The organism is Bacillus sp. FSL R7-0646 (assembly GCF_037969865.1).
Lineage (GTDB): Bacteria > Bacillota > Bacilli > Bacillales > Bacillaceae > Bacillus > Bacillus licheniformis.
On sequence record NZ_CP150217.1, the window covers coordinates 332,741 to 357,820 of the forward strand.

Consider the following 25,080-nt stretch of genomic DNA (forward strand, 5'->3'; position numbering starts at 1 on the left):
TTGGTCCGGCTGACATTTTCTTAAGGAGGTAGTATCGATGGCGATTCAATTATCTAAAGGACAAAGGATCGATTTAACGAAAACGAACCCCGGTTTGACGAAAGCGCTGATCGGTTTAGGCTGGGATACAAACAAATATACCGGCGGCGCCGATTTTGACTTGGACGCGTCGGCTTTTCTTGTCGATCAGAACGATCGATGCATCAATGATCACGACTTCGTTTTTTACAACAACCTCGAGCATCCAAGCGGCGCCGTGATTCATACGGGCGACAACCGGACAGGAGAAGGTGAAGGCGATGACGAGCAAATCATCGTCGATTTCTCAAAAATCCCCGCTCATGTTGAAAAGATCGGCATCACGGTGACGATTCACGAGGCGGAAAGCCGCAGCCAGAACTTTGGACAAGTCTCAAATGCGTTTGTCCGGCTCGTAGATGAATCAACAAATGAAGAGCTGCTTCGCTTTGACTTGGGAGAGGATTTTTCAATTGAGACAGCGGTTGTTGTTTGCGAATTGTACCGTCACGGAGGAGATTGGAAATTCAATGCCATCGGCAGCGGGTTTTCCGGCGGATTGGCATCGCTTTGCCGCAACTACGGCCTGCAAGTCTAGTTTTGCCGGCTGAGTCACCTTTGCGTGATTCAGTCTTGCTTTTTCATCATTAGGAGGTAACGAAAGTGGATTTATTTCATCATATTATGTCAATTTACGCCTCATTTTTCGATTGGGAAATGTGGGTGGAAGTATTAACGGACCCTGTTTCCTGGGGGCTGATCGGCTCGCTGGTCGTGCTGGAGGGGCTTTTATCTGCGGATAACGCCCTCGTTCTCGCCGTCATGGTGAAGCACCTTCCGGAAAAACAACGCAAAAAAGCGTTGACATACGGTTTAATCGGGGCCTACTTCTTTAGATTTCTATTCATTGGACTCGGTATGATCCTGATTAAATTCTGGTGGATCAAACTGCTCGGAGCCGCATATCTGGCATGGCTCGTCATCAAGCACTTCTTCATCGGTGAGGGCGATGATGAAGCAAACGCCATCAAAAAAGACAGCTGGATGGTACGCGTTTTCGGGGTCTTCTGGGCGACTGTCATTTCGGTAGAGCTCATGGACCTTGCATTTTCGGTCGACAGCATCCTGGCGGCATTTGCCGTATCTGAAAAGGTATGGGTGCTTCTGATCGGCGGCATGCTCGGCATCTTGATGATGAGAACCGTTGCGAAATTCTTCTTGACGCTGATTGACAAAGTGCCTGAACTTGAAACAACGGCCTTTGTTTTAATCGGAATCATCGCACTGAAAATGGCTGCGAGTGTATGGCATATTGAAATGCCGCACAGCGTCTTCTTTATCATTCTGATTATTGCTTTTGCCGCAACATTTATCATTCACTATATGAACAAGCAAAAAGCTGTAAAAGAGCAAACGGCGGCTTCAAAGGAAGAATAACAAACTGCAAAACATAAAGGGGGGAGTAGATCTGCTCCGCCCTTTTTTTACATCAAAGGGGTGTATGATTCCTATTCAAAGAAGGTGACCCATGTGCAATACTTTGATTTTTTATCCGCCTCTCAAAAAGAAGATGTCTTTTTCAAACTGCCGGGTACGGTTACAAAGGACTCTCCGAAGCGCATTCTCGAGTATGCGCTTGGAGCTGCGCTCTATGTTCCGGGGAACCGAAAAGATATAGCAGATGTCATCATCAATAACAAGTATCCAGAACTGTGCTCGGTCGTTTTTTGCCTTGAAGATTCGATCGGCGATTGTGAGGTTCTACAGGCTGAAAACAATCTTGTCAGTCAGGCCGATATGATTTATCAGGCGCAAAAACTGCAGAACATCAACAGCGATGTGCTGCCGCTGATGTTTATCCGAGTGCGGGAACCTGAGCAGATGCTCGAATTGGGCAACAAGCTCGGCCGCGCGCTTCACTTGTTTGCCGGATTCGTATTTCCGAAGTTTTCGATGTTGAATGCAGAGCACTACCTTGATACTTTAACGAAGCTGTCGCAAGAATCCGGCATTGTGCTATACGGAATGCCGATCTTTGAGACACCTGATCTGCTGGCGATGGAAACGAGGGCAAAGGCGCTGCAGGAATTAAAATCAACGCTTGGCTTTTATCAGGATATCATTCTGAATATCAGAATCGGGGCGACTGATTTGTGCGGTCTCTACGGCTTAAGAAGAAAACCGGAAACGCCGATTTACGACATTTTGGTCATCTCTGATTTCATCAAAGATATCGTCAATTATTTCGGCTTGCAATTCGTGATTTCGGGGCCTGTCTGGGAGTACTTTGGAGATGCTTCGCGAACGGTTCCGCCTTTTGCGCCGAATTGGGCTGAGGCGGGGGAATCTTCGCTTGTGATCAATCGGTATATGGACGGATTGATCAATGAAACGCTTCTTGACCTGGCCAACGGCATTCACGGAAAAAGCGTGATTCATCCGTCACAAATAAAAGCGGTCCAAAGCCTGCATGTTATATCAATGGAGGATTATCTGGATGCCTTAAGCATCGTCGAAAGTGCCGACGGCACCCGCGGCGTTGTAAAAAGTTCTTTCTCAAATAAAATGATCGAAATCAAGCCGTACCTTAGCTGGGCCAAAAAAATATTATTAAAGGCTGAAATCTACGGGGTATATCATGAAAACCGCAGCTATACGGATATACTTAGAGCGTCCAAACCGTTTTCAAACCTTGGATCGTTCGGGAGTTAGTCTGGGACGGGTGATTGGAAATGGGCAAAACGTTTAAAAGATCAGTGCTTCTACTGTAAAAGAGCCGCACTACCACCATGATCTCAAAGGCAGACATTGTGAATTTCTCAGGAGAAAACAAATGAAATTTTAGGATGAACAGCCATGATGAAAATAGTCGATCTCACGAGCAGCGAGATTCTCAGTTCCCAGCAGGCATGTGAAGAGTGGGGGATTGATTCGTCTACGCTCCGAAAGAGAGCGCATGATTTTCCTGCGGGAACAATCAGAAAGTTCGGGACAACCTATGCCGTGACAAGAGCGGGCATGTGTGCCGTATTTGGACGTAAGAGCGACACTGACTCAGAAGAAAGGGGAGACGGCTGAGCGCTATGAATCAAGAGATTAATATTCAAAACGCCCTGGTCAATGATGATGAATGGAAGCAGATCATCAAGAAGCCGCTCCCGGAGAGAACCCCGTATGAAAAAAACAGTCATTTGACGATAAGCCGTCTGGCGGGACGGATTCTTGGAACTCCGCACGATGAAACGGATTACTACATATATCTCCATGAGCTGTATGCGTCCGGTGATGTGCATGTGTTAAGCGAGACGCTTGATAAGACCATTTCTCCGGAAAGGTTTCAGGCCATACAGCGGATCCATATGGTGAACCAGAAAGAAAAAGGACTTTCCGTCAATCGGTTTGCCGCTTTTCTTGACGGGGAGCAGCTGATTCCTAAGCACCCTGATCCCGCTATGCACCGGCATTTAAGGAAGGCGCTTATCGAAGTGCTGCAGCTGTTTCAGTCCTTTCATGAAAAAGGATTGAACGATCCGGATTTTCGCCGGGTCCTCCTTGACCTTGTCAAATGGATGGGCAACCATTTGGAGAAGTGGCTGAAAGGGGCCGACTGCGAAACGGCGATGCCGAAAGTGGTTTGGTACGGGGACACCACCAAAAGCCAACGGTATTTTTTATACTATTTGATGCTTGTCGGATGCGATGTGCTGCTGTTTCATCCGGAGGGAAAAGACGAATTTCGCCAGCTTGATCCCGAGCAAAAGCTTTCTTTTGTCTTCACATACCCGGACACGTCTGCATTAGAGCCGTTCCCGACTGAAAAGCCCCAGCGCAAAGCAACGGTGGCGTACCGTTCCGCGAAGGAGCTGGATACTGTCCTGCACAATGAGGATTCGCTAATGTACAAACCTTGGCAGTTCAGGGAGCATACTCCGGCCTCTGTGACTTTGAAGACAACATATGATGAACTGTTTTTAATTGCGAAGGAACGAGCCTTTATCAGACCTAATTTTCAGGCGTCTAAATCAACGGTTAACATTCCGAATTTATTCGCGATGGTCATGGGCGTCTCCAGCAATGAAAAAGAGTACTGGGACCGTCTGCAGACACTGACGGAGTATAAGGAGTCGCATACGATCCGGCGCTTCCCGTTTACAAAGGAAGAGACGTCGAATTATCAATTCCATTACAGCGATGCGCTTGATCAAACGGGGATGATCGATCCAGGCCGTTTAATGGAGAGCAATATATGGCGCTACAAGCATCTGCCTGAGGGAGTACAGCGAGGCATTGCCCAAGCGGTTTCCAGGATGTGCAAAAGCCCGAAGATGCTGGCTTTGAACAATGAAAAGACAGCCGATGTACAGCTGTATTTGTTTACCCAAGCGGTACAGCTTCCGGCAGCGCTATTGAATATGATTCAGACATTTGACTATTCACAGACCGTGCCGAAGCTGATCTTGTATCACACGGAACAGACGGGGACACTCACCCGGTCGGACGCGGCCGCCTTGCTTTTGTTAAATGAAATCGGCATTGACATTATCATCTATAATCCGCCGGGCCATAAGTGTATTGACCACTATATCGACAGGCAGCACTTTGATACCCATTGGCTTGATGAAATGTCCTTCAACCAGGAGTTTAAAGAGCCGTCAATCGTCCGGAAGTTCATCAATAAAATCTTTTAAGGAGGGGGCCATTCTGATGGCAAATCCAAATGAAACAAGCATCGTCAATATTAGCAAAGAGGAAGAGATCACGGTTGAAAAAGCGGAGGACATCCGTGCGAAACTCCGCCAGGAGCCGGATGTGCAAGCTCTGGCCCGACAAATTGACGTGAAAAACCAAGTGGAGCTTTTAGAATTCGGTAAGGAGCCCGCTCTTGAAATATCCAAGTTCTCTGACCGCATTCTTTCCATGATGAGAACGAACAGTGTGACAGATTCAGGCGCGATGTTGACGCAGCTCGGAAAAATCATGGACCGCTTTGACAAGAATGACTTTGAAGAACAAAAAGGCTTGCTCTCTAAATTATTTAAGCGCGGCAACAGCATGATCGAGAAAATATTTAAAAAATATCAAACGCTCGGCGGTGAAATCGAAAAAATCAATGTCGAAATTTCAAAATATAAAGATGAAATGACAAAATCGACCGTGACGCTTGATGAAATGTATGAAAGCAACCTTAAATACTATGTGGAGCTGGAAAAATACGTCGTAGCCGGCCAGATGAAAATAGAAGAATTGCAGCGGCTCATCCCCGAATATGAAGCGAAAGCGGCCAGCGGAAACCAGATGGCGCAGATGGAGCTTGATACGCTTCGAAACGGCATTCAAGCGCTGGAAGAACGGGTGTATGATCTCGATATGGCGCGGATGGTCGCAATTCAAACGGCGCCGCAAATCCGCCTGCTCCAGCGCGGCAACACAAAGCTGATCGGAAAAATCAACTCGGCATTCATCATTACGATTCCGATTTTCAAAAACGGCATCATCCAGGCCGTTACCGCCAAGCGCCAAAAACTTGTCGCCGATTCAATGAGCGAACTCGACCGCCGCACCAACGAAATGCTGAAGCGCAACGCGGAAAATATTTCAAGCCAGTCCGTCGAAATCGCCAGAATGTCCGGAAGACCGAGCATCGATATTGAAACGATCGAACAATCTTGGAATACGATTGTCAAAGGCATGCAGGAGACGAAGCAGATTGAAGATGAGAACAAACGCCTGCGCGAAGAAGGGGCAAAACGCATATTGGAACTTCAGGACAATATGAAAAAAGCCGCTTTAAACGGTTAAAAAGGATAAAGAAGAAGCCGCCCCCAGATCAGCTGGCGGCGGCTTCAAATATACAAAAAATCACCGCCATGATAGGCGGTTTTTTATGTTATGCTAGAGAAAGAGAATCGCATGGTAAAAAATATATAAACATGAAAGAGGTGGAAGTATATGGCCGCTTTATGGCTGGCATTCGGCGGCGGTTTCCTGTCGTTTATTTCTCCTTGCTGCCTGCCTTTGTATCCATCATTTATTTCCTACATCACCGGGATTTCGGTCGGCGATTTGAAAAACCGGCATGCAAAGCATATCAAACAATCGGTGATGATTCACGCAGCGGCTTTTTTGGCCGGTTTTTCTGTGATTTTTTACATATTGGGTTTCTCTGCCAGCTCGGTTGGTCTGCTGTTTTTGCAATACCATAACTTAATCCGCATGCTGGGCGGGATATTTTTCGTCGTCATGGGACTGTTCTTACTCGGCGTTTTCCGGCCGGCTTTTATGATGAAGGAGCGGCGCTTTTCGATTAGAAAGGGAAAAATAGGCCTGCTGAATTCAATGCTGGTCGGAATGATTTTTGCGGCGGGCTGGACGCCGTGCATCGGGCCTATATTCGGAACGATCGCATACGCAAATTTTCAGAACCCTGATTTTGGGAGCGCATTCATGATGATCACCGCATATTCTTTAGGCTTTGCCATTCCTTTTTTGCTCATGGCGTTTTTTATCGGAAACATCAGGCCGCTTATGAAATATTCGAATATGCTCATGAAGATCGGAGGCGCGCTGATGATCGTCATCGGCATCCTGCTTTATACGGACAACATGATATGGATTAACATCTGGTATTCGAATTTGACGAATCTCTTTTGAAAAACTTCCGCATGCTGCATTATGTGAGTAAGATTGTGAAAAACAGCAAAATCGCGTTAAATAAACTATGGATGATCATCGCAGGTATAATCGATCGTGTTTTTTCGTATGTCCAGGCAAACACGAGCCCTGTTCCAAAGTTAACGGCCAGGGTGTTGTATGTGGGGATATGAGCGATCATAAAGAGGGCGCTGCTTGCAACAAGTGCCCATACAACCCCGAATTCAGCGCGGAACCAGCGGTAAAGAAAACCGCGGTAAAACAATTCTTCGTAGATGGGAGAAACGATGCAGGCAGAAGCGAAAGACATTGCAATGCTCAACCATGAAGGATCGGCAGTGATCGTTTTTGTTTTTGTATTTTCGTAGCCTGCGCCGAACCAAATCAGGATTTCCATAACGGCAAACGTCATCACGATTAAAAAAACCGTCCATCCCGCTATTTGAATCAAGTATGCAGGGGCGAACCGGGAGATTCCGATTTCCCGCCAAGACAGACGGTCCGGCTTTAAGGCGATATAGTACAAGCTTAGAATAAAAACGGCCGCCATTGCGATACTCATCAACATGGCTGAAAGCATGCCTTCGCCTAAAAGCAGATCCAAAGCATTCTTTAATAAATATTCAATGAAAATCGGCACGGCTGCAAATGCGATCAAAAACAAGCAGACCAGCTGCTTTTTGTTCCAAGGATTTTTCCATTCCATCACAAAACCCTCCTGTTTTTAAGATAAAATCATTTTAAATGGTGACGTAACGTAATCTTCAAGCAATATTTTAGGAGGGAGATATGGTGAAAGAGGAACTGACAACCGGGCGGGTGGCGAAGATGATGGGGATATCCGTAAGGACGCTCCGCTACTACGATCAAATCGGTTTATTAAAACCGGGCTCTACACTGCCGAATGGGCGAAGGCAATATTCGAAGGAAGATTTGTTAGAGCTCGAAAAAATTATGATCTTGAAATCTGCTCAATTTTCATTGGAGCATATCAAGACGTTAATGAATCAATTGGATACAATTAGTATCATCGAAATGCATAAAAGGCGCCTTAATTCGGAGATCGAACAGCTGACGAAGAGCCTGGAGCATACAAATACTTTGCTGAACATGTATCAAATCGAAGGAAGCTTGAGCTGGGAAGACCTTCTCAAGCTCGTCAGACAGCCCCGGCATAAACCATGGAAGGAATCATTCTCTGAAGAGGAGGCTGAGATTTTAGCAGAAAGGCTTCCGAAGGCGGAGAGTGACGATTTCATCACAAAGCAATGGCTCTCTATCATCAAGCGGATTAAGCTGTGTTTAAAACAAGAGGTGCCGCCTGAATCTGAATGGGGAAAGCAAATTGCGGAGGATATCATATGCCTGTCTGATCATTCGTTTAAGGGACATGAGGATTTAGCCGATCGATTCTGGGAGGTTCGCAAGTCTGAGGAGCCAAACGGGCTTTATCCGCTTGACAGCGGGATTATGGAATTTGCGGAGAGAGCGATTGAATCTGCATTTCATGATTCAGGAGGATCAGGGTGATGATGAGCATCCAATTGTCATGATCGGGCCGGATAACCAAAAGATCAAACAGGATATGCCGCATAGAAAACCGCCCGAAAAGAATCGAGCGGCTACCCCTTAAATTCGGATTGATTTCTCCTCGGCTTTCCACTGTTTTTTCCATCCGGCCTGAGCAAACAAAAGCAGACCGAGCGCTAAAAATGCAATAACGGTAAAGGTTAGGAACCCGCTTGAATACGTACCTGTAATTTGCTTCAGCGTTCCGAGGATATTCGGAAGGAAGAATCCGCCGATTCCCCCCGCAGCGCCGACGATCCCCGTCACCATCCCGATCTCTTGTTGAAATCGCTGCGGTACAAGCTGGAATATCGCGCCGTTCCCCATTCCGAGGCAGCCCATGCCGATAAATAATGCGGCTGTGACAACGCCTAGAGACGGGAGCATACTGACCGAGAACATGCACAGAGCCACTCCGATAAAGAGGAATTGAAGCAGACGCACGCCGCCGATTTTATCGGCAATCAATCCGCCGACAGGGCGGAGGCAGCTTCCGGATGCAACGACAAGCGTGACAAATTCGCCGGCTCTTACCGCCGGAACGGCATACTGGGATGCAAAAAAGTAGCTTAAAAAGTTGGACAGGCCGACAAAACCCCCGAATGTCACGCTGTAGAGAAGGCAAAAATACCAAGTGTCCCTTTCTTTGAAAACGGCAAAATAGTCTTTGAGCGGTTTAGGAGCCGGCTGATTCGGAGGTTCTTTAGCCATAAGGAAATAGCTGAATAACACGAGGGTTAAAGGAATAAGCGCCAGTCCCATGACGCCGTTCCAGCCCACTTGCTCCGCAAGGCGAGGGCCGAATAGCGTAGCAAGCAGTGTTCCGCTGTTTCCCGCCCCGGCGATCCCCATGGCAAGACCTTGCAAGTGCGGCGGATACCAGCGGCTCGCCATAGGAAGGGAAGCGGAAAAGCTTGCGCCTGCCACACCGAGTAAAATTCCGATGATATACAGCTCGGCGACCGATGAACCGAACTGCCATCCCCATAACAACGGAATCATCGTCACCAGCATTCCGCCAACAGCCGTCTTTTTCGGTCCGAAACGGTCGGTTAAAATGCCGAGCGCAATCCGGAAAAACGATCCGGCCAAAGTAGGTATGGCGACAATCAATCCGACCTGTGAAGGCGATAAATCAAAATCAGCCGTAACATAAACACCAAGCGCCCCCAGCAACACCCAAATCATAAAGCTGACATCGAAATATAAAAAAGATGACAACAAGGAAGGCGCGTGTCCGCTCTTCCTCAAATCCGCCAATTTCAATTGCAACACTCCCCATCCGATAGATTCTAGAATTTATCATGACAAAATCGAATAGGGTTGGCAGTATTTTTGTAAGCTTTACTAACAAACTAAAAGATTGAATATTTAAAATGTTAGTTTGGACAGCACTATAGCAGGCGATAATTGAATTATGCTGAAGAATAGTGGTGTTATGAGCGCTGAAAATGGGAAACCTTATATTGATATAGGCCCGATGCACTTGCAGATAAAACCGTCTTTTGCAACGCGTTTATCAATTTTTCTTTAGACATAAGGCATATTTTTACCAGAAAATGTACAAATTTAAGGAAGAAATACGTGGAGACACAAAATAGACATAAATAAAAATGTATATCACTTGAAAAAGTATGTGAAGTATTGCACAATATGAATGTGAAGAATTTCACAAACAGCTTAGTTTAAAACAAACGGCAAAGGAATGATGAGTCATGAGAAACCAAAAAGTCAATCGTACAGTTTTGATCGGTGCGGGTTTTGTTGGAAGCAGCTATGCATTTACGTTAATTAACCAAGGTATCACAGACGAACTTGTGATCATTGATTTAAATAAAGACAAAGCAATGGGCGATGTTATGGATCTCAACCACGGTAAAGCATTTGCTCCGCATCCTGTGAAAACATGGTACGGCACATATGATGACTGCAAAGAAGCTGATATTGTCTGCGTATGCGCCGGAGCGAACCAAAAGCCGGGTGAAACCCGCCTTGATCTAGTCGAAAAGAACTTGAAAATTTTTAAAGGAATCATCGGAGAAGTCATGGCCAGCGGTTTTGACGGCATCTTCCTCGTCGCTACAAACCCTGTCGACATCTTGACTTATGCGACTTGGAAATTCAGCGGCCTTCCGAAAGAACGCGTCATCGGAAGCGGCACAACGCTTGACACTGCCCGTTTCCGCTACTTGCTCAGCGAGTATTTCGGTGTCGCTGCCCACAATGCGCACGGCTATATCATTGGTGAACACGGAGATACGGAGCTGCCTGTCTGGAGCCATGCGAATATCGGCGGAGTTCCCGTCAGCGACTTGCTGAAAAGAAATGAGAAATACAAAGCGGAAGATCTAGATGAACTGTTTGACAATGTAAAAAACGCCGCTTACCACATTATTGAGAAAAAAGGCGCGACATACTACGGAGTTGCCATGAGCCTCGCACGTATTACGAAAGCGATTTATCGAAATGAAGAAGCAATTTTGACCGTGAGCGCTCATCTTGATGGTGAATTTGGAGAAAATGATGTTTATATCGGAGTTCCGGCGGTTGTCGGCCGATGCGGAGCGAGGGAAATTGTTGAGCTCGATCTGAACGAAAAGGAAAAACAACAATTCAAGCATAGCGCAGGTGTGTTAAAAGCAATTCTAAAACCGCATTTTGAACTGCAGGCGTAACTGAACACCATGAAGATACTAACATCATGAAGATTGCGAGATGATGAAAATGTGGCAGCAGATATACGATCCGTTTGGAAATCTGTTTATCAGCGCTTTTGCCGCCATACTGCCGATTCTTTTCTTTCTTCTTGCACTGACCGTGTTGAAGATGAAAGGAATCATTGCGTCATTTTTGACGCTGGCGGTCAGCTTTATTGTAGCGGTGTTCTTCTTTCACATGCCGGCTGCGAAAGCTGTCTCCGCCGTTTTACTTGGAATTGCTAACGGCCTTTGGCCGATCGGATATATTGTCCTGATGGCTGTATGGCTTTACAAAATTTCTGTCAAAACCGGAAAGTTTAAAGTGATCAGAGCGAGCATTGCCGGAATTTCGTCCGACCAGCGGCTTCAGCTATTGCTGATCGGGTTCAGTTTTAACGCCTTTTTGGAAGGTGCGGCAGGCTTCGGTGTGCCGATTGCGATCAGCGCCGTTCTTCTTGTCGAGCTTGGTTTTAAACCTTTGAAAGCGGCATCCCTATGTTTAATAGCGAATGCGGCATCCGGAGCCTTTGGAGCCATCGGAATTCCGGTTATCACAGGAGCGCAGATGGGAGGCTTAACACCGGTTGAGCTTTCCAGAACGCTCGCTTTGATGCTGCCGGTCATCGCTTTCTTTGTCCCGTTCCTGCTCGTTTTCATATTGGACGGGTTTAAAGGAATAAGGGAAACGCTGCCGGCTCTTCTCGTATTAAGCGGAAGCTATACGGCGGTGCAGACTTTAACAATGATTAGTTTGGGGCCGGAGCTTGCCGACATTTTGGCCGCTTTAATCAGCATGGGAGCGCTGGCGCTGTTTTTGAAAAAGTGGCAGCCGCGCCACATATACAGGGAAACCGGGAATGAACATGTGCCCGCTGAAAAATATCGTGCAGCAGACATTATGAACGCTTGGTCACCGTTTTATATTTTGACCGCCGTCATTGCGGTGTGGAGCCTGCCCGGTTTTAAGGGGCTTTTTCAGGAAGGCGGATTCCTGAAGCAAACGACAATTTTATTCAACATGCCTTTTCTTCACCGGGAAGTGCTGAAAACGCCGCCGATATCTCCGGAACAGGCACCGCTTGATGCTGTGATGAAGCTTGACTTCATTTCAGCGACGGGTACGGCGATCCTGATCGCGGTGATCATCACGATTGTGCTGAGCCGAAACATCAGTTTCCGCGGAGGACTTTCCAGTCTGAAAGAGACGGTCAAGGAACTGTGGCTTCCCGTTCTCACCATTTGCTTTGTGATGGGTTTTGCAAACTTGGCCAATTATGCCGGATTGAGTTCAACCATCGGACTGGCGCTCGCCAAAGCGGGGGATATCTTTCCGTTCGTCAGTCCCGTATTGGGCTGGATCGGTGTCTTTATCACAGGTTCAGTCGTCAGCAACAACGCATTATTCGGCCACCTGCAAGCAGTCACCGGAGCGCAAATCGGGACAAGTTCGGCTTTGCTGCTTGCCGCAAATACCGCGGGAGGCGTGATGGCCAAGCTGATCTCACCGCAGTCGATTGCGATTGCAACAGCCGCGGTTAAAGAGACAGGGCAGGAATCAAAGCTTTTCAGCCAAACCGTTAAATACAGCCTGGTTCTGCTTTTCATCATTTGCATTTGGACGTTTGCGCTATCAAAGCTTGGCATATAAAGAAGAGCCTTTTCCCATTGCGGGAAAAGGCTTTTTAAGCTGCTTGTTCTATCATGTCCTCTTTTTGAATACATTGTACAAGTTATCCGCGGAAGGGGGACGCGATATGTTGAACATCTTCCTGAGCTATGTGTTTTTGGGTTTGTCATTGGCCGCACCAGTCGGACCTGTGAATGCCGCGCAGATCGACAGAGGCATGAAAGGCGGATTCTTTCATGCCTGGCTGTTTGGCCTTGGCGCTGTAACGGCGGATGTCCTATATATGGCTTTAATCTACTTTGGAGTTGCGCAATTTTTGACAGCGCCATTCTTAAAAACGTTTTTATGGCTGTTTGGTTTTTTTGTTTTGACCTATACGGGGATCGAGAGCCTGGTCAAGGCGAAGGAAGTATCGCTGATGAGAGGTGCGGGAGAGAAAGGGTCATACCGCAAATCTTTTTTGTCGGGGCTGGTGATCTCCCTTTCAAACCCGCTGAGCATCATGTTCTGGCTCGGCATTTACGGAAGCATTTTCGCGAAAACGGTAGAGGCGTACGAATCATACCAGCTGCTGATCTGCAGTTCAGGCATTTTAATCGGACTTTTTCTGTGGGACTTGGCCATGTCTTTTCTAGCCGGGACATTCAGAACATTTTTAAGCCCGCGGATGATCCAGGGAACGACTTGGCTCGCGGGCATCAGTCTGATCGTATTTGGATGCTACTTCGGCTATCAGGGAATTCTCGAACTGCTGCAGGCGGGGCGCTGATCATGTCTGCCCGTTTTTCTCTTCCTGATCCGCCCACTTTTTTTTCATGAGCATCGTCACAGCAGCAATAACGGCAAGAAAGAGAAGGCTCACAAAAAAACCGGGTCTGCTGTTTTTTTCAAATAACGTACCCGAAACGGCGAACAAAATCAGGACGAGCGCTGTGACAATCTGGACATTCCCTTTCATTTTCGGTTTTGTGAGCTTTTTGCTGGAAAGCAGGATAAACATCCAGTTATAGAGCAGCATCAAGCTGGCGGCCGTCGTCATGTGTTCATAAAGCTGCTTCGGCAAAATGAGCGACAAGACGATGGAAGCAGCGAGAACGAGCACTGTCAGGCCGAGTGCCGGCCACGATACTTTCGCCTTTTCTTTTTTGGCAAAGCAGGCCGGTGCATCCCCGTTTTTCGCCATTGTTCCCATCAGTGTGGTGACGGCGAACAGGGAAGCGGTCAGCGTTGAAAAACCGGCAATAATAAAAATGCCGTTGAAAATATCCATGATCAAATCGAGATGAAAGTCTTTTAATGACGTAATAAACGGGCTGTTCTGTTCGGTGAATGTTCCGCGTGGTACAAGGAGCATGGCCAGCCCGATCGATACGACGTAGACCACAGCAAGGGTTATGAGCATCAGGCTGCCTGACTTTGATGAATCCTTCGGGTCTTTTAAGTGAATCGCCATCAGACCCATGACTTCGATTCCTCCATAAGCGTAAAATGTATAAATCAACCCCGTCCACAATCCCATAAAGCCGAAAGGAAACAATTCGTGAACCCGGTCGGGGAACTGCACTTCAGGCGTTTTTCCAGGCAGCAGCCCGCACAATGCCAAGACAGCGATGATGATAAACATTAAAATGGCCGCCGTTTTCAACACGGCCAATATGTTTTCCGTTTTTTCAAAGCTGCTGCGCCCTGTGAAAATGACGATCAATCCGAGAATCGCATAAATAGAGGCGAACACCCACAGCGGAATCTCGTTAAACCAATGGCGCGTAAACAGGGAAATCGCTGTCAACTGGCTCCCGATGATCAGCATTTCCGATGACCAGTAGACCCAGCCATTGCTAAACCCCGCCCAATTGCCGAAGGCCTCTCTGGCGTAAGAACAAAAAGACCCTTCAACAGGATGATCTGCCGTTAATTTCGCCAGCTGCTGAAAAACAAGAAAAGTGCCAAGGGCAGCAAGAAGAAAGGCGGCTAATACGGAAAAGCCGCTTTTCTTAATCGCGATGCTTGAGCCGAGGAAAAACCCCGTTCCAATTGTGCAGCCGACCCCGATCATGGACAGCTGCCACCATTTTAAATCTCCTTTTTTCGCTTGTCGTTTCATCGTTTCAACCCCTCTAATCTTCTTGTTATTTTGCCAGGGGGCTCCGTTTTTATTCGCAAAGGGGGAGGTTCTTTGCGCACCTCAATATTCACTTTGAAATGAGACATATGCTATAGTTAAAGACATAATCATTACGGTTCATTCAGTCAAAAGGAGGAGTGACGGATGACTTTACAAGAAAAAATCATGCAGGAACTGAATGTAAAGCCTTCTATCGAACCGAAACAGGAAATTGAAAAAAGGGTCGGTTTTTTAAAAAGCTATTTGAAAAAAACGGGTGCCAAAGGCTTTGTTTTAGGCATCAGCGGAGGACAGGACTCCACATTGGCGGGCAGGCTGGCCCAGCTGGCTGTTGAAGAATTGAGGGAAGAAGGCATTCAGGCGGAATTTATTGCGGTCCGCTTGCCTTACGGTGTTCAGCAGGATGAAGATGACGCCCAGCTGGCGCTGAAATTTATCCAGCCGGACAAGTCTTTTGCTTTTGACATTGCTTCAACTGTAGGTTCATTTGCTGCTCAATATCAGTCAGTCACGGGAGAGGCGCTTGCCGATTTTCACAAAGGCAATGTAAAAGCGAGAGTCCGGATGATCACCCAATATGCGATCGGAGGTCAAAATCAGCTGCTGGTAATTGGGACAGATCATGCTGCAGAAGCTGTTACCGGATTTTTTACGAAATACGGAGACGGGGGCGCAGACCTTTTGCCGCTTACAGGACTGACAAAGCGCCAGGGCAGAAGCCTGCTGGAAGAGCTGGGAGCGCCGGAGCGGCTTTATACGAAGTCCCCGACCGCCGATTTGCTTGATGAAAAACCTCAGCAATCCGATGAAACAGAGCTCGGCCTGACATATGATAACATCGACGACTACCTTGAAGGAAAAGCCGTCTCCAGCGAGGTGGCAGAGGCCATCGAAAAACGCTACAAGGCATCCGAGCACAAACGCCAAGTCCCTGCTTCAATGTTTGACGACTGGTGGAAATAAGCTAAAAAGAGGCTGAAGTCAGCCTCTTTTTTTATTAACAGGCACCCTATATCATTACAGATGGAATTGTCATATACTTAAGATATTTGATTCCTTTATGCAGGGAGGAGTAGAAGCTGGAAATGAATGCCGCAATAAGAGATAAGAATATTGTGCTGATCGGGTTTATGGGCGTCGGAAAAACAACCATCGGCCAGCTTGTGTCAAAGAAATTAGGCCGTGACTTTATCGATATCGACCACGAGATCGAAAAAGACTTTCAAATGACCATTCCGGAGATGTTTCAGCAAAAAGGGGAAGCGTTTTTCAGACAGACGGAAAAAGAATATATTTTTCAGATGTGCGAACATACAATGGGCAACATCGTATCCTTAGGGGGCGGCGCTTTTCAGCAGGAGGAAATCAGAAAGAAGTGCCTCGAACACTGCTTTGTCATCTTTCTTGATTTAAGATGGGAGAATTGGAAGCAGCGGATGGATCTCTTGATTGAAAAAAGGCCGGTTCTTCATAACCGCACAATTGAAGAAATGAAACAGCTGTTCAATGAAAGAAAGAGCATTTATGCATTTCACCATTTAAAAGTGGAAACCGATAACCGGTCTGCCGAAGAAACGGCCGACTATATTGTGGAGATGCTAAAGCTTGGTCAATCTTAAACAAACGTTTAATTAAGCTAAATATACCGGAATAAGCAAAGAGCCAATGGTCTGTCTGATCATTGGCTCTTTCCGTTATCCGCAGATGAATGCCGGATTTTTCGGCCTTGTTTGACCGTTTGTCCGTTTGATACAGTATAGGGGATCAGGATGGGCATCACGTTACACCCCGCCACCAATTTTTCCCTGGATAAGGTTTTTCCGCCCCTAAGGCTTTAAAAAAGTCGCTTATTGCCGGCCCGGACACTATAATGTAAATAATAGAAACGATAGACTGGCGGTGTACTTATCATGAAACAGCGAATTGAAGAAGAACTGAAAAACATTGAAGCAACATATGGCGTCAAAATCCTCTATGCCGTTGAATCTGGCAGCAGGGCATGGGGCTTTCCTTCACAGGACAGCGATTACGACGTCAGATTTATTTATGTCCATCAAAAAGACTGGTATCTGTCAATTGATGCAAAGCGCGATGTGATTGAACTGCCGATTGACGATTCTCTCGATATCAGCGGCTGGGAGCTGACAAAAGCGTTAAGGCTGTTCCGGAAATCAAATCCTCCGCTTCTCGAATGGCTCTCTTCGGGAACCGTTTATTATGAAGCCTATTCGCTGGCAGAAAAAATGAGGCGGCTCAAAAGCCGCGCCTTTTCTCCAGTCTCCTGTATGTACCATTATCTCAATATGGCGTCGGGAAATTTCCGAGACTACCTGACGCGTGAAGAAGTGAAAATCAAAAAATATTTTTATGTACTCCGCCCGATTCTGGCTTGCCAGTGGATCGAAAGCCGCCGGACGGTTCCTCCGATTGAATTTCAGGTTTTGCTTGACGAACTTACGGAAGACGGACCGCTGAAAACAGAAATCCATCAGCTGCTTGAAAGGAAAAAGAAAGGGGAGGAGTTCAATCTTGAACCTCAAAACCCCATTCTCCACGAATTTATTGAGCGTGAACTTGAGCGGCTTCAGACAGTTGCCAAAGCATATAAAACGGATCATGAAGATCTGACGCAGGAGCTTGACCGTCTGTTTAGAGAAACGCTAGACGAGGTGTGGGCATAAAATGATATTCCCTTTAAGTATTCTTAAAGGGTTTTTTCTTTGTATCCATAGGGAAATGGTTTAGTATAACAGAAAGCGTTTTCAGAAAAAGCGGGGCGGAACGGCAGCAAGGCCATTCGCCAAAAACGCATTCTGTTCTTTACCGAAGTTTCTTCCTGATTCTATTGTTGTATACCATCCAAGTTTTAGGAAGAAAGTTTCTGAAAAAATTCCACCAGATGTAAAACATTGTGGAAAAACCACAAAAATCGTCAGCTTTTTTGTTTTTTCGAAATATTGTGAATCGACCCTTGGCTCTTATAAAATTAAGAATATAAAGAAATATTTCATGAGATGGCGGGGTGTGATAATGGAAGTGATAACAAGAGACTTTTTCCTATTCTTATCTAAAAGCAGCATCCTGAATCGCCTGGCGAGAAATTGGGGGAGTTCCGTCGCGACCGGAAAAATTATCGGAGGAAAAGATTTTGAAGCTTCAATTCCGATTATTAAGGGGCTTAACGAACAAGGGCTGACTGTGACAGTCGATCACTTGGGCGAATTTGTGAACAGCAGGGAAGTCGCAAGGGAGCGCACGCAGGAATGCATTCGGGCCATTCAGCTGATTGCTCAGGAACAGCTTAATTCACATGTTTCATTAAAGATGACGTCATTGGGACTCGATATTGACCTTGACCTTGTCAGGGATAATATGAACAGTATTCTGGAATGTGCCGAGCAGCACCAAGTGATGGTCACAATCGATATGGAGGATGAAGTGCGCTGCCAAAAGACGCTTGACCTCTTTAAGGAGTTCAGGCAGAAATACGAGTATGTCAGCACCGTCCTGCAGGCTTATTTGTACCGGACCGAACAGGATTTGGAGGAGCTCAATTCATTAAATCCGTTTTTCCGTCTTGTGAAGGGAGCTTATAAAGAATCGCCGAAAGTGGCTTTCCCTGACAAAAAGGATGTGGATGAGAATTACAAAAAGCTCATTAAAAAGCAGCTGCTGAGCGGCCATTACACAGCTATCGCAACTCATGACGACAAGATGATTGATTTCGCCAAAGAAATTGCGAATGAGCATCAAATCGGCAAAGACCGCTTCGAATTTCAAATGCTGTACGGGATGCGCAGCAAAACTCAGCTGGAACTGGTGAAGGAAGGCTACAATATGCGCGTGTATCTTCCTTACGGAGACGACTGGTACGGATACTTTATGAGACGGCTTGCTGAGCGGCCTGCCAACATCGCTTTTGCGTTTAAAGGCATGACGAAGAAATAAAACGATAAAAAGGGGAGATTAGCATGACAACACCTTACAAACACGAACCATTTACAAATTTCGGGATTGAAGAAAACCGGAAGGCATTCGAAAAAGCTCTGGAAACGGTAAATAACGAATGGCTGGGTCAGTCCTATCCTCTTGTTATCGATGGAGAAAGGTATGAAACGGAAAACAAGATCGTATCGATCAACCCTGCAAACAAAGAAGAAGTTGTAGGCACGGTATCCAAGGCTACTCAGGATCATGCGGAAAAGGCCATTCAGGCGGCTGCGAAAGCGTTTGAAACTTGGAGATACACAGATCCTGAAGAAAGAGCGGCTGTTTTATTCCGCGCGGCTGCCAAAGTGCGCCGCAAAAAGCATGAGTTCTCTGCGCTTTTAGTCAAAGAAGCAGGAAAACCTTGGAATGAAGCGGATGCGGATACGGCAGAAGCGATCGATTTTATGGAATACTATGCGCGGCAAATGATTGAGCTTGCGAAAGGAAAGCCGGTTAACAGCCGTGAAGGCGAACGAAATCAATATGTGTACACACCGACTGGTGTTACGGTTGTTATTCCGCCTTGGAACTTCCTGTTCGCGATCATGGCCGGAACGACAGTTGCGCCGATCGTGACAGGAAACACAGTTGTACTGAAGCCTGCAAGCGCAGCGCCTGTCATTGCCGCAAAGTTTGTTGAAGTGCTTGAAGAAAGCGGACTTCCAAAAGGAGTAGTCAACTTCGTCCCTGGAAGCGGAGCTGAAGTCGGGGATTATTTGGTGGACCATCCGAAAACAAGCATCATTACGTTTACCGGTTCAAGGGAAGTCGGAACGCGCATTTTTGAGCGTGCAGCGAAGGTTCAGCCTGGTCAGACCCACTTAAAACAAGTGATCGCTGAGATGGGCGGAAAAGATACGGTCGTCGTTGATGAAGACTGTGATATTGAATTGGCTGCACAATCAATTTTCACATCTGCCTTCGGCTTTGCAGGCCAAAAATGTTCAGCAGGTTCACGGGCTGTCGTGCATGAAAAGGTATATGACGAAGTATTGAAGCGCGTGATTGAAATTACGGAGTCCAAGAAAGTCGGAGAGCCCGACAGCGCGGACGTTTACATGGGACCTGTCATCGATCAGGCATCCTTTAACAAAATCATGGACTATATCGAAATCGGAAAAGAAGAAGGCCGCTTAGTCAGCGGAGGAAAAGGCGATGATTCAAAAGGCTACTTCATCGAACCGACGATCTTTGCCGATTTAGATCCGAAAGCCCGGTTAATGCAGGAAGAAATTTTCGGACCTGTTGTTGCTTTCTCAAAAGTAAGCAGCTTTGATGAGGCGCTGGAAGTTGCCAACAACACCGAATACGGCCTGACAGGCGCGGTCATTACTAAAAACCGCGATCATATCAACAGGGCAAAACAAGAATTCCATGTCGGAAATCTGTATTTCAACCGCAACTGTACAGGGGCGATCGTCGGCTACCATCCGTTTGGCGGTTTCAAAATGTCGGGAACCGACTCTAAAGCGGGCGGACCTGATTATCTTGCGCTTCACATGCAGGCGAAAACGATCAGCGAAATGTTTTAAGGTGTAAGAAAAGGGGTTAAACAGGGGGACGAAGGCAGCCTATTATAGGCTGCCTTCAAAAAAAGAGAAATTAGTCTAAAAATTTAGATAAACGGCATCTTGGGGGGAGATTCTTATTCAGAACGTACAATTGATCATTTCCATCGTGATTTACATGGTAGGGATGCTTTATATTGGGTATTACGCTTACAAACGGACAGCAAACCTCTCAGACTATATGCTTGGCGGACGAACGCTCGGGCCTGCTGTCACGGCGCTCAGCGCCGGCGCATCAGACATGAGCGGCTGGCTTTTGATGGGGCTGCCGGGCGCCATGTTTGCAACAGGCCTGAGCGGTTCGTGGATTGTCATCGGACTCGTACTCGGCGCTTGGGCGAACTGGATATTTGTAGCGCCGCGTCTAAGGTCATACACCGAAGTAGCGGGCAATTCAATCACTATCCCTGCATTTTTAGAAAACCGTTTTCATGACAAATCAAAGATCCTGCGAATATTTTCCGGAGTCGTCATTATTACCTTTTTTACGTTTTATGTATCATCTGGAATGGTTTCCGGGGGCGTTTTATTTAACAGCATATTTAATTTGGATTACCATGCAGGGCTGTGGATCATTTCAGGCGTTGTCGTGGCCTACACGCTTTTCGGCGGGTTTTTGGCAGTCAGCTGGACGGACTTTGTCCAAGGCATCATTATGTTTGTCGCGTTAATTCTTGTTCCGATTGTGACGGTCATTCAGACGGGAGGACCTGGAGAAGCCTTCAGCGAGATCCAGTCGATCGATCCAAACCTCCTCAATATTTTTAAAGGTACGAGCGTCCTCGGCATCATCTCCTTGTTCTCATGGGGCCTCGGCTATTTTGGACAGCCTCATATTATCGTGCGCTTTATGGCGATATCCTCCATCAAGGAAACGAAGAAAGCGCGCCGGATCGGCATGGGTTGGATGATCTTTTCAAGTGCGGGCGCACTGCTGACCGGATTGCTCGGTATTGCGTATTACTCGAAGAACGGGCTTCACTTGGATGATCCGGAGACCATCTTCATTCAATTGGGTAACATCCTGTTTCACCCTCTAATCACAGGATTTTTAATCTCGGCGATTTTGGCAGCGGTTATGAGTACAATTTCCTCCCAGCTGCTTGTGACATCAAGTTCTCTAACTGAAGATTTATACAAAACACTATTTAAGCGCTCTGCATCTGATAAAGAACTCGTCTTTTTCGGACGGCTTTCGGTTTTGGCGGTTTCCATTGTCGGACTCTGTCTCGCCTGGACAAAAAACAATACGATTCTCGGTCTTGTCAGCTATGCTTGGGCGGGTTTCGGAGCGTCGTTCGGCCCCGTGGTCATCTTAAGTTTGTTTTGGAAGAGGATGACAAAATGGGGGGCGCTTGCCGGAATGGTTGCCGGAGCGCTTACCGTCATCATTTGGGCGGAAGCCGGGCTTTCCGATGTTCTTTATGAAATGATTCCGGGCTTTGCCGCCAGCTTGCTGTTTGTGTTTGTCGTCAGTCTATTGACGTCAAAACCGGAGCAGCAGGTGCTTGATGAATTCGAGCAATACAAACAAACGCTGTAACGATGACGGAGATGGGGAACCATTCTCCGTCTCTCTTTTTATAGGCCTTCTCCCCCTTCTAACAGGGGATTGATCCCATTTTTTTAAAAGTCGCATATAAGTCTATACAAGAGTGTAAAGGAGAAGTATGATTAAGTTAAAAACGAGTAGGAGAAAGGATATGGAAGAGCTATTAGAACAAGTTGTTTCTCTTTCAAACATTAATGAGATCATTGACTTTATCAGCGGGGAGCTGAAAAAGCCGGTCATACTGGAAAGCGCAGATTTTTTCTTATTAGCTTACAACTCCTATTATATTAACCATTTTGATGCAGCAAACCAGCAAACGATTTTCTCCAAAAAATGTCCGCTGCCGATCTTTGAAAAGTTCGTCGAAGAAGGCATTATTGATCAATTGAAAACGATTCCGACTCCTTTTCGGGTAAAACAGATTGAAGAAATCGGCTTAAACCAGCGGGTTGTCGTCAGCGCCAAGCATAAAGACGAAATAATGGGCTATATCTGGGTGCAGGAGATTGAAGACAACCTGTCTGATGAAGAGCTTGATTTCTTATATCAAGCTTCCTTTCATGTCGGGAAGATCATTTATAAGAAAAAACGCCTCAAACAAGAAAAAGAAGAACAGGCGGAAGAGCTTTACAAAAAGGCAATTAACGATCAGTTTCAAACGGAAAAAGAGCTGAAGGCCGCCGCCGATAAAGCGAACGTCGTCCTGCCGGCCGTGTTTACCGTCATGGTGCTTCAAGTCGTTGACGGGGAGGATGAACTGCTCGAAGATCTAAAGGAAACGATCCGGTCTTATTTAAACCTGAAAGACAACATCAGTCACGTACTGGAGGATCATTCGAATATCGCAATCATTGTCGGCAGTGTGTCGCGCAAGCGTTCCGCGCTGGCCGCTGCCTCAGAACTGATCAACCGTCTGTTGACCCATCTGCGCTCGCAAATGCTGCCCCTTATTTTGATCGGGGTCGGCAATGAGTACAGCAGCCTGCTCTCCCTCGGCAAAAGCTACAGAGAGGCGCTCCAAGTGACGAAAGCAGCGGAGATCACGGGAAGCCAAGAACACATTCCCTATGAATATCAAAAGCTCGGGCTTTTCAAATATCTTGACCAAATCGCCGCAAAAAACGATCATCTGCAATATGTAAACCCGGACCTTCAGCTGCTGAAAGAAAAAGATAAAGAAAGCCACACCGAATTTTTAAGAACGCTTGAAATCTATCTCGTCAACAATTGCAAGGTCAAGCCATCCGCAGAACAGCTGTTTATCCACCAAAACACGCTCAACTACCGAATTAAACAAATATTGGAAATGACATCGATTGATCTCAATGATTTTAATACAAGATGTCAGTTGTTTATCGATTTAATGCTGATGAAGAAAGCAGGCTACAAATCGTAAACAGAAAAAGAAAAGCCGGTACATGAAGTGCCGGCTTTTAATATGTCCGATAAACGTAAGGATCTTTCGGCTCTTTTATTGCAGACCAATCCTTCACTTTCAGCACGGGAATTGTAGATTTGAAAGGCTGATAGTATTCGGAAGACAGCGTTCCTTTTACATGAAGCCACTGGTCGTCTTTAATATCCATATTTTCAGGGAACTCGACCAGCATGCCATAGACGCCGGAGTCGGCGATGCAATGAATGATGCCGAAGCGGAGGACAAACAGCTGTTTGTCACTGATCGCTTCCCCTTTAAAAGCAAAGCCGTCGAATTCGAGCGTTCGGTCAAGGAATTCTCCCGGATAATGATAGATCGTTTCCATGCCCTTCAAAAAATCATCATCTTTTAATGTAATATGCTGTTTTTCTTTATACTTTTTCAGCGCTTTATTCATCAATTCATCATACCCATCCTGGCCGTAGTAGATGCTTGTGTCGGGGCGCAGGTACTGGGTTTGGGCATAATGCTCCGGCTGTTCGATCGCTTTGAACGAGAAGCCCTTCGACTTGACGATATTGGAATCAAGCGTCGCTGCCGGCAGAAAAAGTCCGGTGCATAAAGGGAAGAAGAACACGAAATAAATGAACATTCTTTGCAGAAAAGGCTTATCTTTTTCATGATCGTGGTCATGGCCGCATCCGCATTCATGGTTACATCCTTTTTCATCCGAGCTTTTCATATAAATGTAGAATTGCACAGCTGTCAAAATGGCCAGAAGAATAATAGCGATGTATGAAAGGTAAGCGTATTTCATATTAATATATTTTGTCAGATTGCCGGATGCATGAAGATGAAAAAAGAAAAACGTAAACAACATTAAAATGAATGTGCGAAACATGTTCTCACCCCTTTACCAACAGTGATCCGGCTAAGACAATAACGGCGATGTAGGGGATTAAGACAAACACAAAGCGCTTTTTGAAGATGCCGAGCATCATCAGCAGATTTTTGATGTCCACCATCGCTCCGAATACGAGAAAGGCGATGAGGGAGCCGAGGGAAAACGTACTGCTGAAAGAAGAAGCGATAAAAGCGTCGACCTCTGAACAAAGGGACAGCACAAATGACAGCCCCATCATAACGAGGGAGGAAGATACATCATTCTGCCCGATCGCCAAAAGAGTCGATGTTTTAATATACGTCTGCATCGCTGCTGCGACAAATGCGCCGATGATCAAATATTTTCCGACTGAGAAAAACTCGTCAACTGCATGGCGGAGCGTCCCGCCGAGCTTTTGCAGGAAAGACTGGCTCTCATGGACATGGTGGTGATGTCCGTGCGTCCCGTTTTCGATCAGCTGATTCCCTTTAAATTGATAAGAGATGATCAGCCCGGCAATGAGAGACACCGCAATCGCCAACCCGCCCCGGTAGAACACGACATCCCATTTGTTTCCGAAAGCGATGAATGTCGAGAATAATACAATCGGATTGATGATCGGGGCCGTCAGCATGAAGGCGACCGCCGCATGAAGCGGCACTCCCTTTAAAAGCAGCCTGCGGGCAATCGGAACGATGCCGCACTCGCAAGCCGGAAACAATACCCCGGCAAATGTTCCTGACAAAACGGCGAGAAATCGGTTTTTCGGAATGATTTTCGCCATCATCTCCTCCGTCACAAACATTTGAATCAAACCTGATATAAAAACCCCGATCAAGACGAACGGAATCGCTTCTATTAATATACTGATAAATATTGAGTTCAGCTGCAGAAAGGATTGTGAAGCCACAAAAAAACCTCCGCGCAAATCCATATTTTTAGTTTCAATCTAGCATTATAACATAAATTGAAAAAAGCGGTTTTGTGTGGCGGGGGTCAGATAATGGGAGGCGCATGAGT

Annotated in this window: 23 protein-coding genes; 18 read left to right on the plus strand and 5 right to left on the minus strand. The window is 46.5% G+C overall.

The genetic code is table 11. The annotated features are described in order from the left end of the window. The first annotated feature begins 37 nt into the window (after positions 1–37). From MKY62_RS01800 to MKY62_RS01830, 7 genes are all read left to right on the plus strand, one after another. The gene (locus MKY62_RS01800) at positions 38–616 is read left to right on the plus strand and encodes a TerD family protein (RefSeq protein ID WP_003178725.1); all 579 of its coding nucleotides are present in this window, start codon (positions 38–40) and stop codon (positions 614–616) included. 65 nt (positions 617–681) lie between these two features. Beyond that, a complete protein-coding gene (locus MKY62_RS01805) occupies positions 682–1,455 on the plus strand; it encodes a TerC family protein (protein ID WP_011197525.1) in 774 nt (257 codons plus the stop codon). A gap of 93 nt (positions 1,456–1,548) precedes the next feature. Further along, entirely contained in the window at positions 1,549–2,730 is a 1,182-nt protein-coding gene (locus MKY62_RS01810) for an HpcH/HpaI aldolase/citrate lyase family protein (RefSeq protein WP_003178727.1), read from the plus strand. 144 nt (positions 2,731–2,874) lie between these two features. Next, positions 2,875–3,096 carry a helix-turn-helix domain-containing protein gene (locus tag MKY62_RS01815; protein ID WP_003178729.1) on the plus strand — a complete coding sequence of 74 codons (222 nt, stop codon included), beginning with the start codon at positions 2,875–2,877 and terminating at the stop codon, positions 3,094–3,096. A 5-nt stretch (positions 3,097–3,101) separates the two neighbouring features. Further along, positions 3,102–4,706: a YceG family protein gene (locus MKY62_RS01820; RefSeq protein WP_009330251.1), complete on the plus strand. Its 1,605-nt coding sequence runs from the start codon at positions 3,102–3,104 to the stop codon at positions 4,704–4,706. Between the two features lie 16 nt (positions 4,707–4,722). Then, positions 4,723–5,817: a toxic anion resistance protein gene (locus tag MKY62_RS01825; protein WP_003178733.1), complete on the plus strand. Its 1,095-nt coding sequence runs from the start codon at positions 4,723–4,725 to the stop codon at positions 5,815–5,817. A gap of 150 nt (positions 5,818–5,967) precedes the next feature. Next, positions 5,968–6,669, plus strand: coding sequence for a cytochrome c biogenesis protein CcdA (locus MKY62_RS01830; RefSeq protein WP_003178735.1), 702 nt, complete (start codon positions 5,968–5,970; stop codon positions 6,667–6,669). Between the two features lie 19 nt (positions 6,670–6,688). Here the strand turns inward: MKY62_RS01830 and MKY62_RS01835 are convergent, their stop codons facing one another. Then, positions 6,689–7,375 (minus strand): type II CAAX endopeptidase family protein, encoded by a 687-nt coding sequence (locus MKY62_RS01835; RefSeq protein WP_003178737.1) that lies wholly within the window; start codon positions 7,373–7,375, stop codon positions 6,689–6,691. Between the two features lie 83 nt (positions 7,376–7,458). Between MKY62_RS01835 and MKY62_RS01840 the strand changes: the two genes are divergently transcribed. Beyond that, positions 7,459–8,199, plus strand: a complete 741-nt coding sequence (locus MKY62_RS01840) for a MerR family transcriptional regulator (RefSeq protein ID WP_003178738.1) — start codon at positions 7,459–7,461, stop codon at positions 8,197–8,199. A gap of 99 nt (positions 8,200–8,298) precedes the next feature. On the opposite strand, the gene MKY62_RS01845 is transcribed toward MKY62_RS01840, so the two are convergent. After that, positions 8,299–9,504, minus strand: a complete 1,206-nt coding sequence (locus MKY62_RS01845) for a nitrate/nitrite transporter (RefSeq protein WP_003178740.1) — start codon at positions 9,502–9,504, stop codon at positions 8,299–8,301. 449 nt (positions 9,505–9,953) lie between these two features. Here MKY62_RS01845 and MKY62_RS01850 point away from each other — a divergent pair, with 449 nt between their 5' ends. The 3 genes from MKY62_RS01850 (at position 9,954) to MKY62_RS01860 (ending at position 13,333) form a co-directional block, all read left to right on the plus strand. Further along, the gene (locus tag MKY62_RS01850) at positions 9,954–10,913 is read left to right on the plus strand and encodes an L-lactate dehydrogenase (protein WP_003178742.1); all 960 of its coding nucleotides are present in this window, start codon (positions 9,954–9,956) and stop codon (positions 10,911–10,913) included. Between the two features lie 49 nt (positions 10,914–10,962). Continuing rightward, on the plus strand, positions 10,963–12,585 hold the full coding sequence (locus MKY62_RS01855) for an L-lactate permease (protein ID WP_025805298.1): 1,623 nt from the start codon (positions 10,963–10,965) through the stop codon (positions 12,583–12,585). Between the two features lie 109 nt (positions 12,586–12,694). After that, positions 12,695–13,333 carry a LysE family translocator gene (locus tag MKY62_RS01860; protein WP_025805296.1) on the plus strand — a complete coding sequence of 213 codons (639 nt, stop codon included), beginning with the start codon at positions 12,695–12,697 and terminating at the stop codon, positions 13,331–13,333. Here the strand turns inward: MKY62_RS01860 and MKY62_RS01865 are convergent, their stop codons facing one another. Further along, on the minus strand, positions 13,334–14,668 hold the full coding sequence (locus tag MKY62_RS01865) for an amino acid permease (protein WP_003178746.1): 1,335 nt from the start codon (positions 14,666–14,668) through the stop codon (positions 13,334–13,336). It abuts the gene before it with no gap. 165 nt (positions 14,669–14,833) lie between these two features. On the opposite strand from MKY62_RS01865, the gene nadE reads away from it, so the two are divergent. The 7 genes from nadE (at position 14,834) to MKY62_RS01900 (ending at position 23,195) form a co-directional block, all read left to right on the plus strand. Beyond that, the gene (gene nadE / locus MKY62_RS01870) at positions 14,834–15,652 is read left to right on the plus strand and encodes an ammonia-dependent NAD(+) synthetase (protein WP_003178747.1); all 819 of its coding nucleotides are present in this window, start codon (positions 14,834–14,836) and stop codon (positions 15,650–15,652) included. Between the two features lie 122 nt (positions 15,653–15,774). Next, positions 15,775–16,308 (plus strand): shikimate kinase, encoded by a 534-nt coding sequence (locus MKY62_RS01875; RefSeq protein ID WP_003178749.1) that lies wholly within the window; start codon positions 15,775–15,777, stop codon positions 16,306–16,308. A 291-nt stretch (positions 16,309–16,599) separates the two neighbouring features. Beyond that, positions 16,600–17,370, plus strand: coding sequence for a nucleotidyltransferase domain-containing protein (locus MKY62_RS01880; RefSeq protein ID WP_003178751.1), 771 nt, complete (start codon positions 16,600–16,602; stop codon positions 17,368–17,370). A gap of 355 nt (positions 17,371–17,725) precedes the next feature. Next, positions 17,726–18,637 (plus strand): proline dehydrogenase, encoded by a 912-nt coding sequence (locus tag MKY62_RS01885; protein WP_170865397.1) that lies wholly within the window; start codon positions 17,726–17,728, stop codon positions 18,635–18,637. Between the two features lie 23 nt (positions 18,638–18,660). Then, positions 18,661–20,211: an L-glutamate gamma-semialdehyde dehydrogenase gene (gene pruA, locus MKY62_RS01890; RefSeq protein ID WP_003178756.1), complete on the plus strand. Its 1,551-nt coding sequence runs from the start codon at positions 18,661–18,663 to the stop codon at positions 20,209–20,211. 130 nt (positions 20,212–20,341) lie between these two features. Continuing rightward, complete coding sequence (gene putP / locus MKY62_RS01895; protein ID WP_016886072.1) at positions 20,342–21,790, plus strand: sodium/proline symporter PutP; 1,449 nt, start codon at positions 20,342–20,344, stop codon at positions 21,788–21,790. 160 nt (positions 21,791–21,950) lie between these two features. Then, entirely contained in the window at positions 21,951–23,195 is a 1,245-nt protein-coding gene (locus MKY62_RS01900; protein ID WP_003178760.1) for a PucR family transcriptional regulator, read from the plus strand. Between the two features lie 37 nt (positions 23,196–23,232). On the opposite strand, the gene MKY62_RS01905 is transcribed toward MKY62_RS01900, so the two are convergent. Together MKY62_RS01905 and MKY62_RS01910 are read right to left on the minus strand one after the other, a co-directional pair. After that, on the minus strand, positions 23,233–24,078 hold the full coding sequence (locus MKY62_RS01905) for a TIGR03943 family protein (RefSeq protein WP_003178762.1): 846 nt from the start codon (positions 24,076–24,078) through the stop codon (positions 23,233–23,235). 4 nt (positions 24,079–24,082) lie between these two features. Next, on the minus strand, positions 24,083–24,994 hold the full coding sequence (locus MKY62_RS01910; protein ID WP_003178764.1) for a permease: 912 nt from the start codon (positions 24,992–24,994) through the stop codon (positions 24,083–24,085). Between the last annotated feature and the right edge of the window lie 86 nt (positions 24,995–25,080).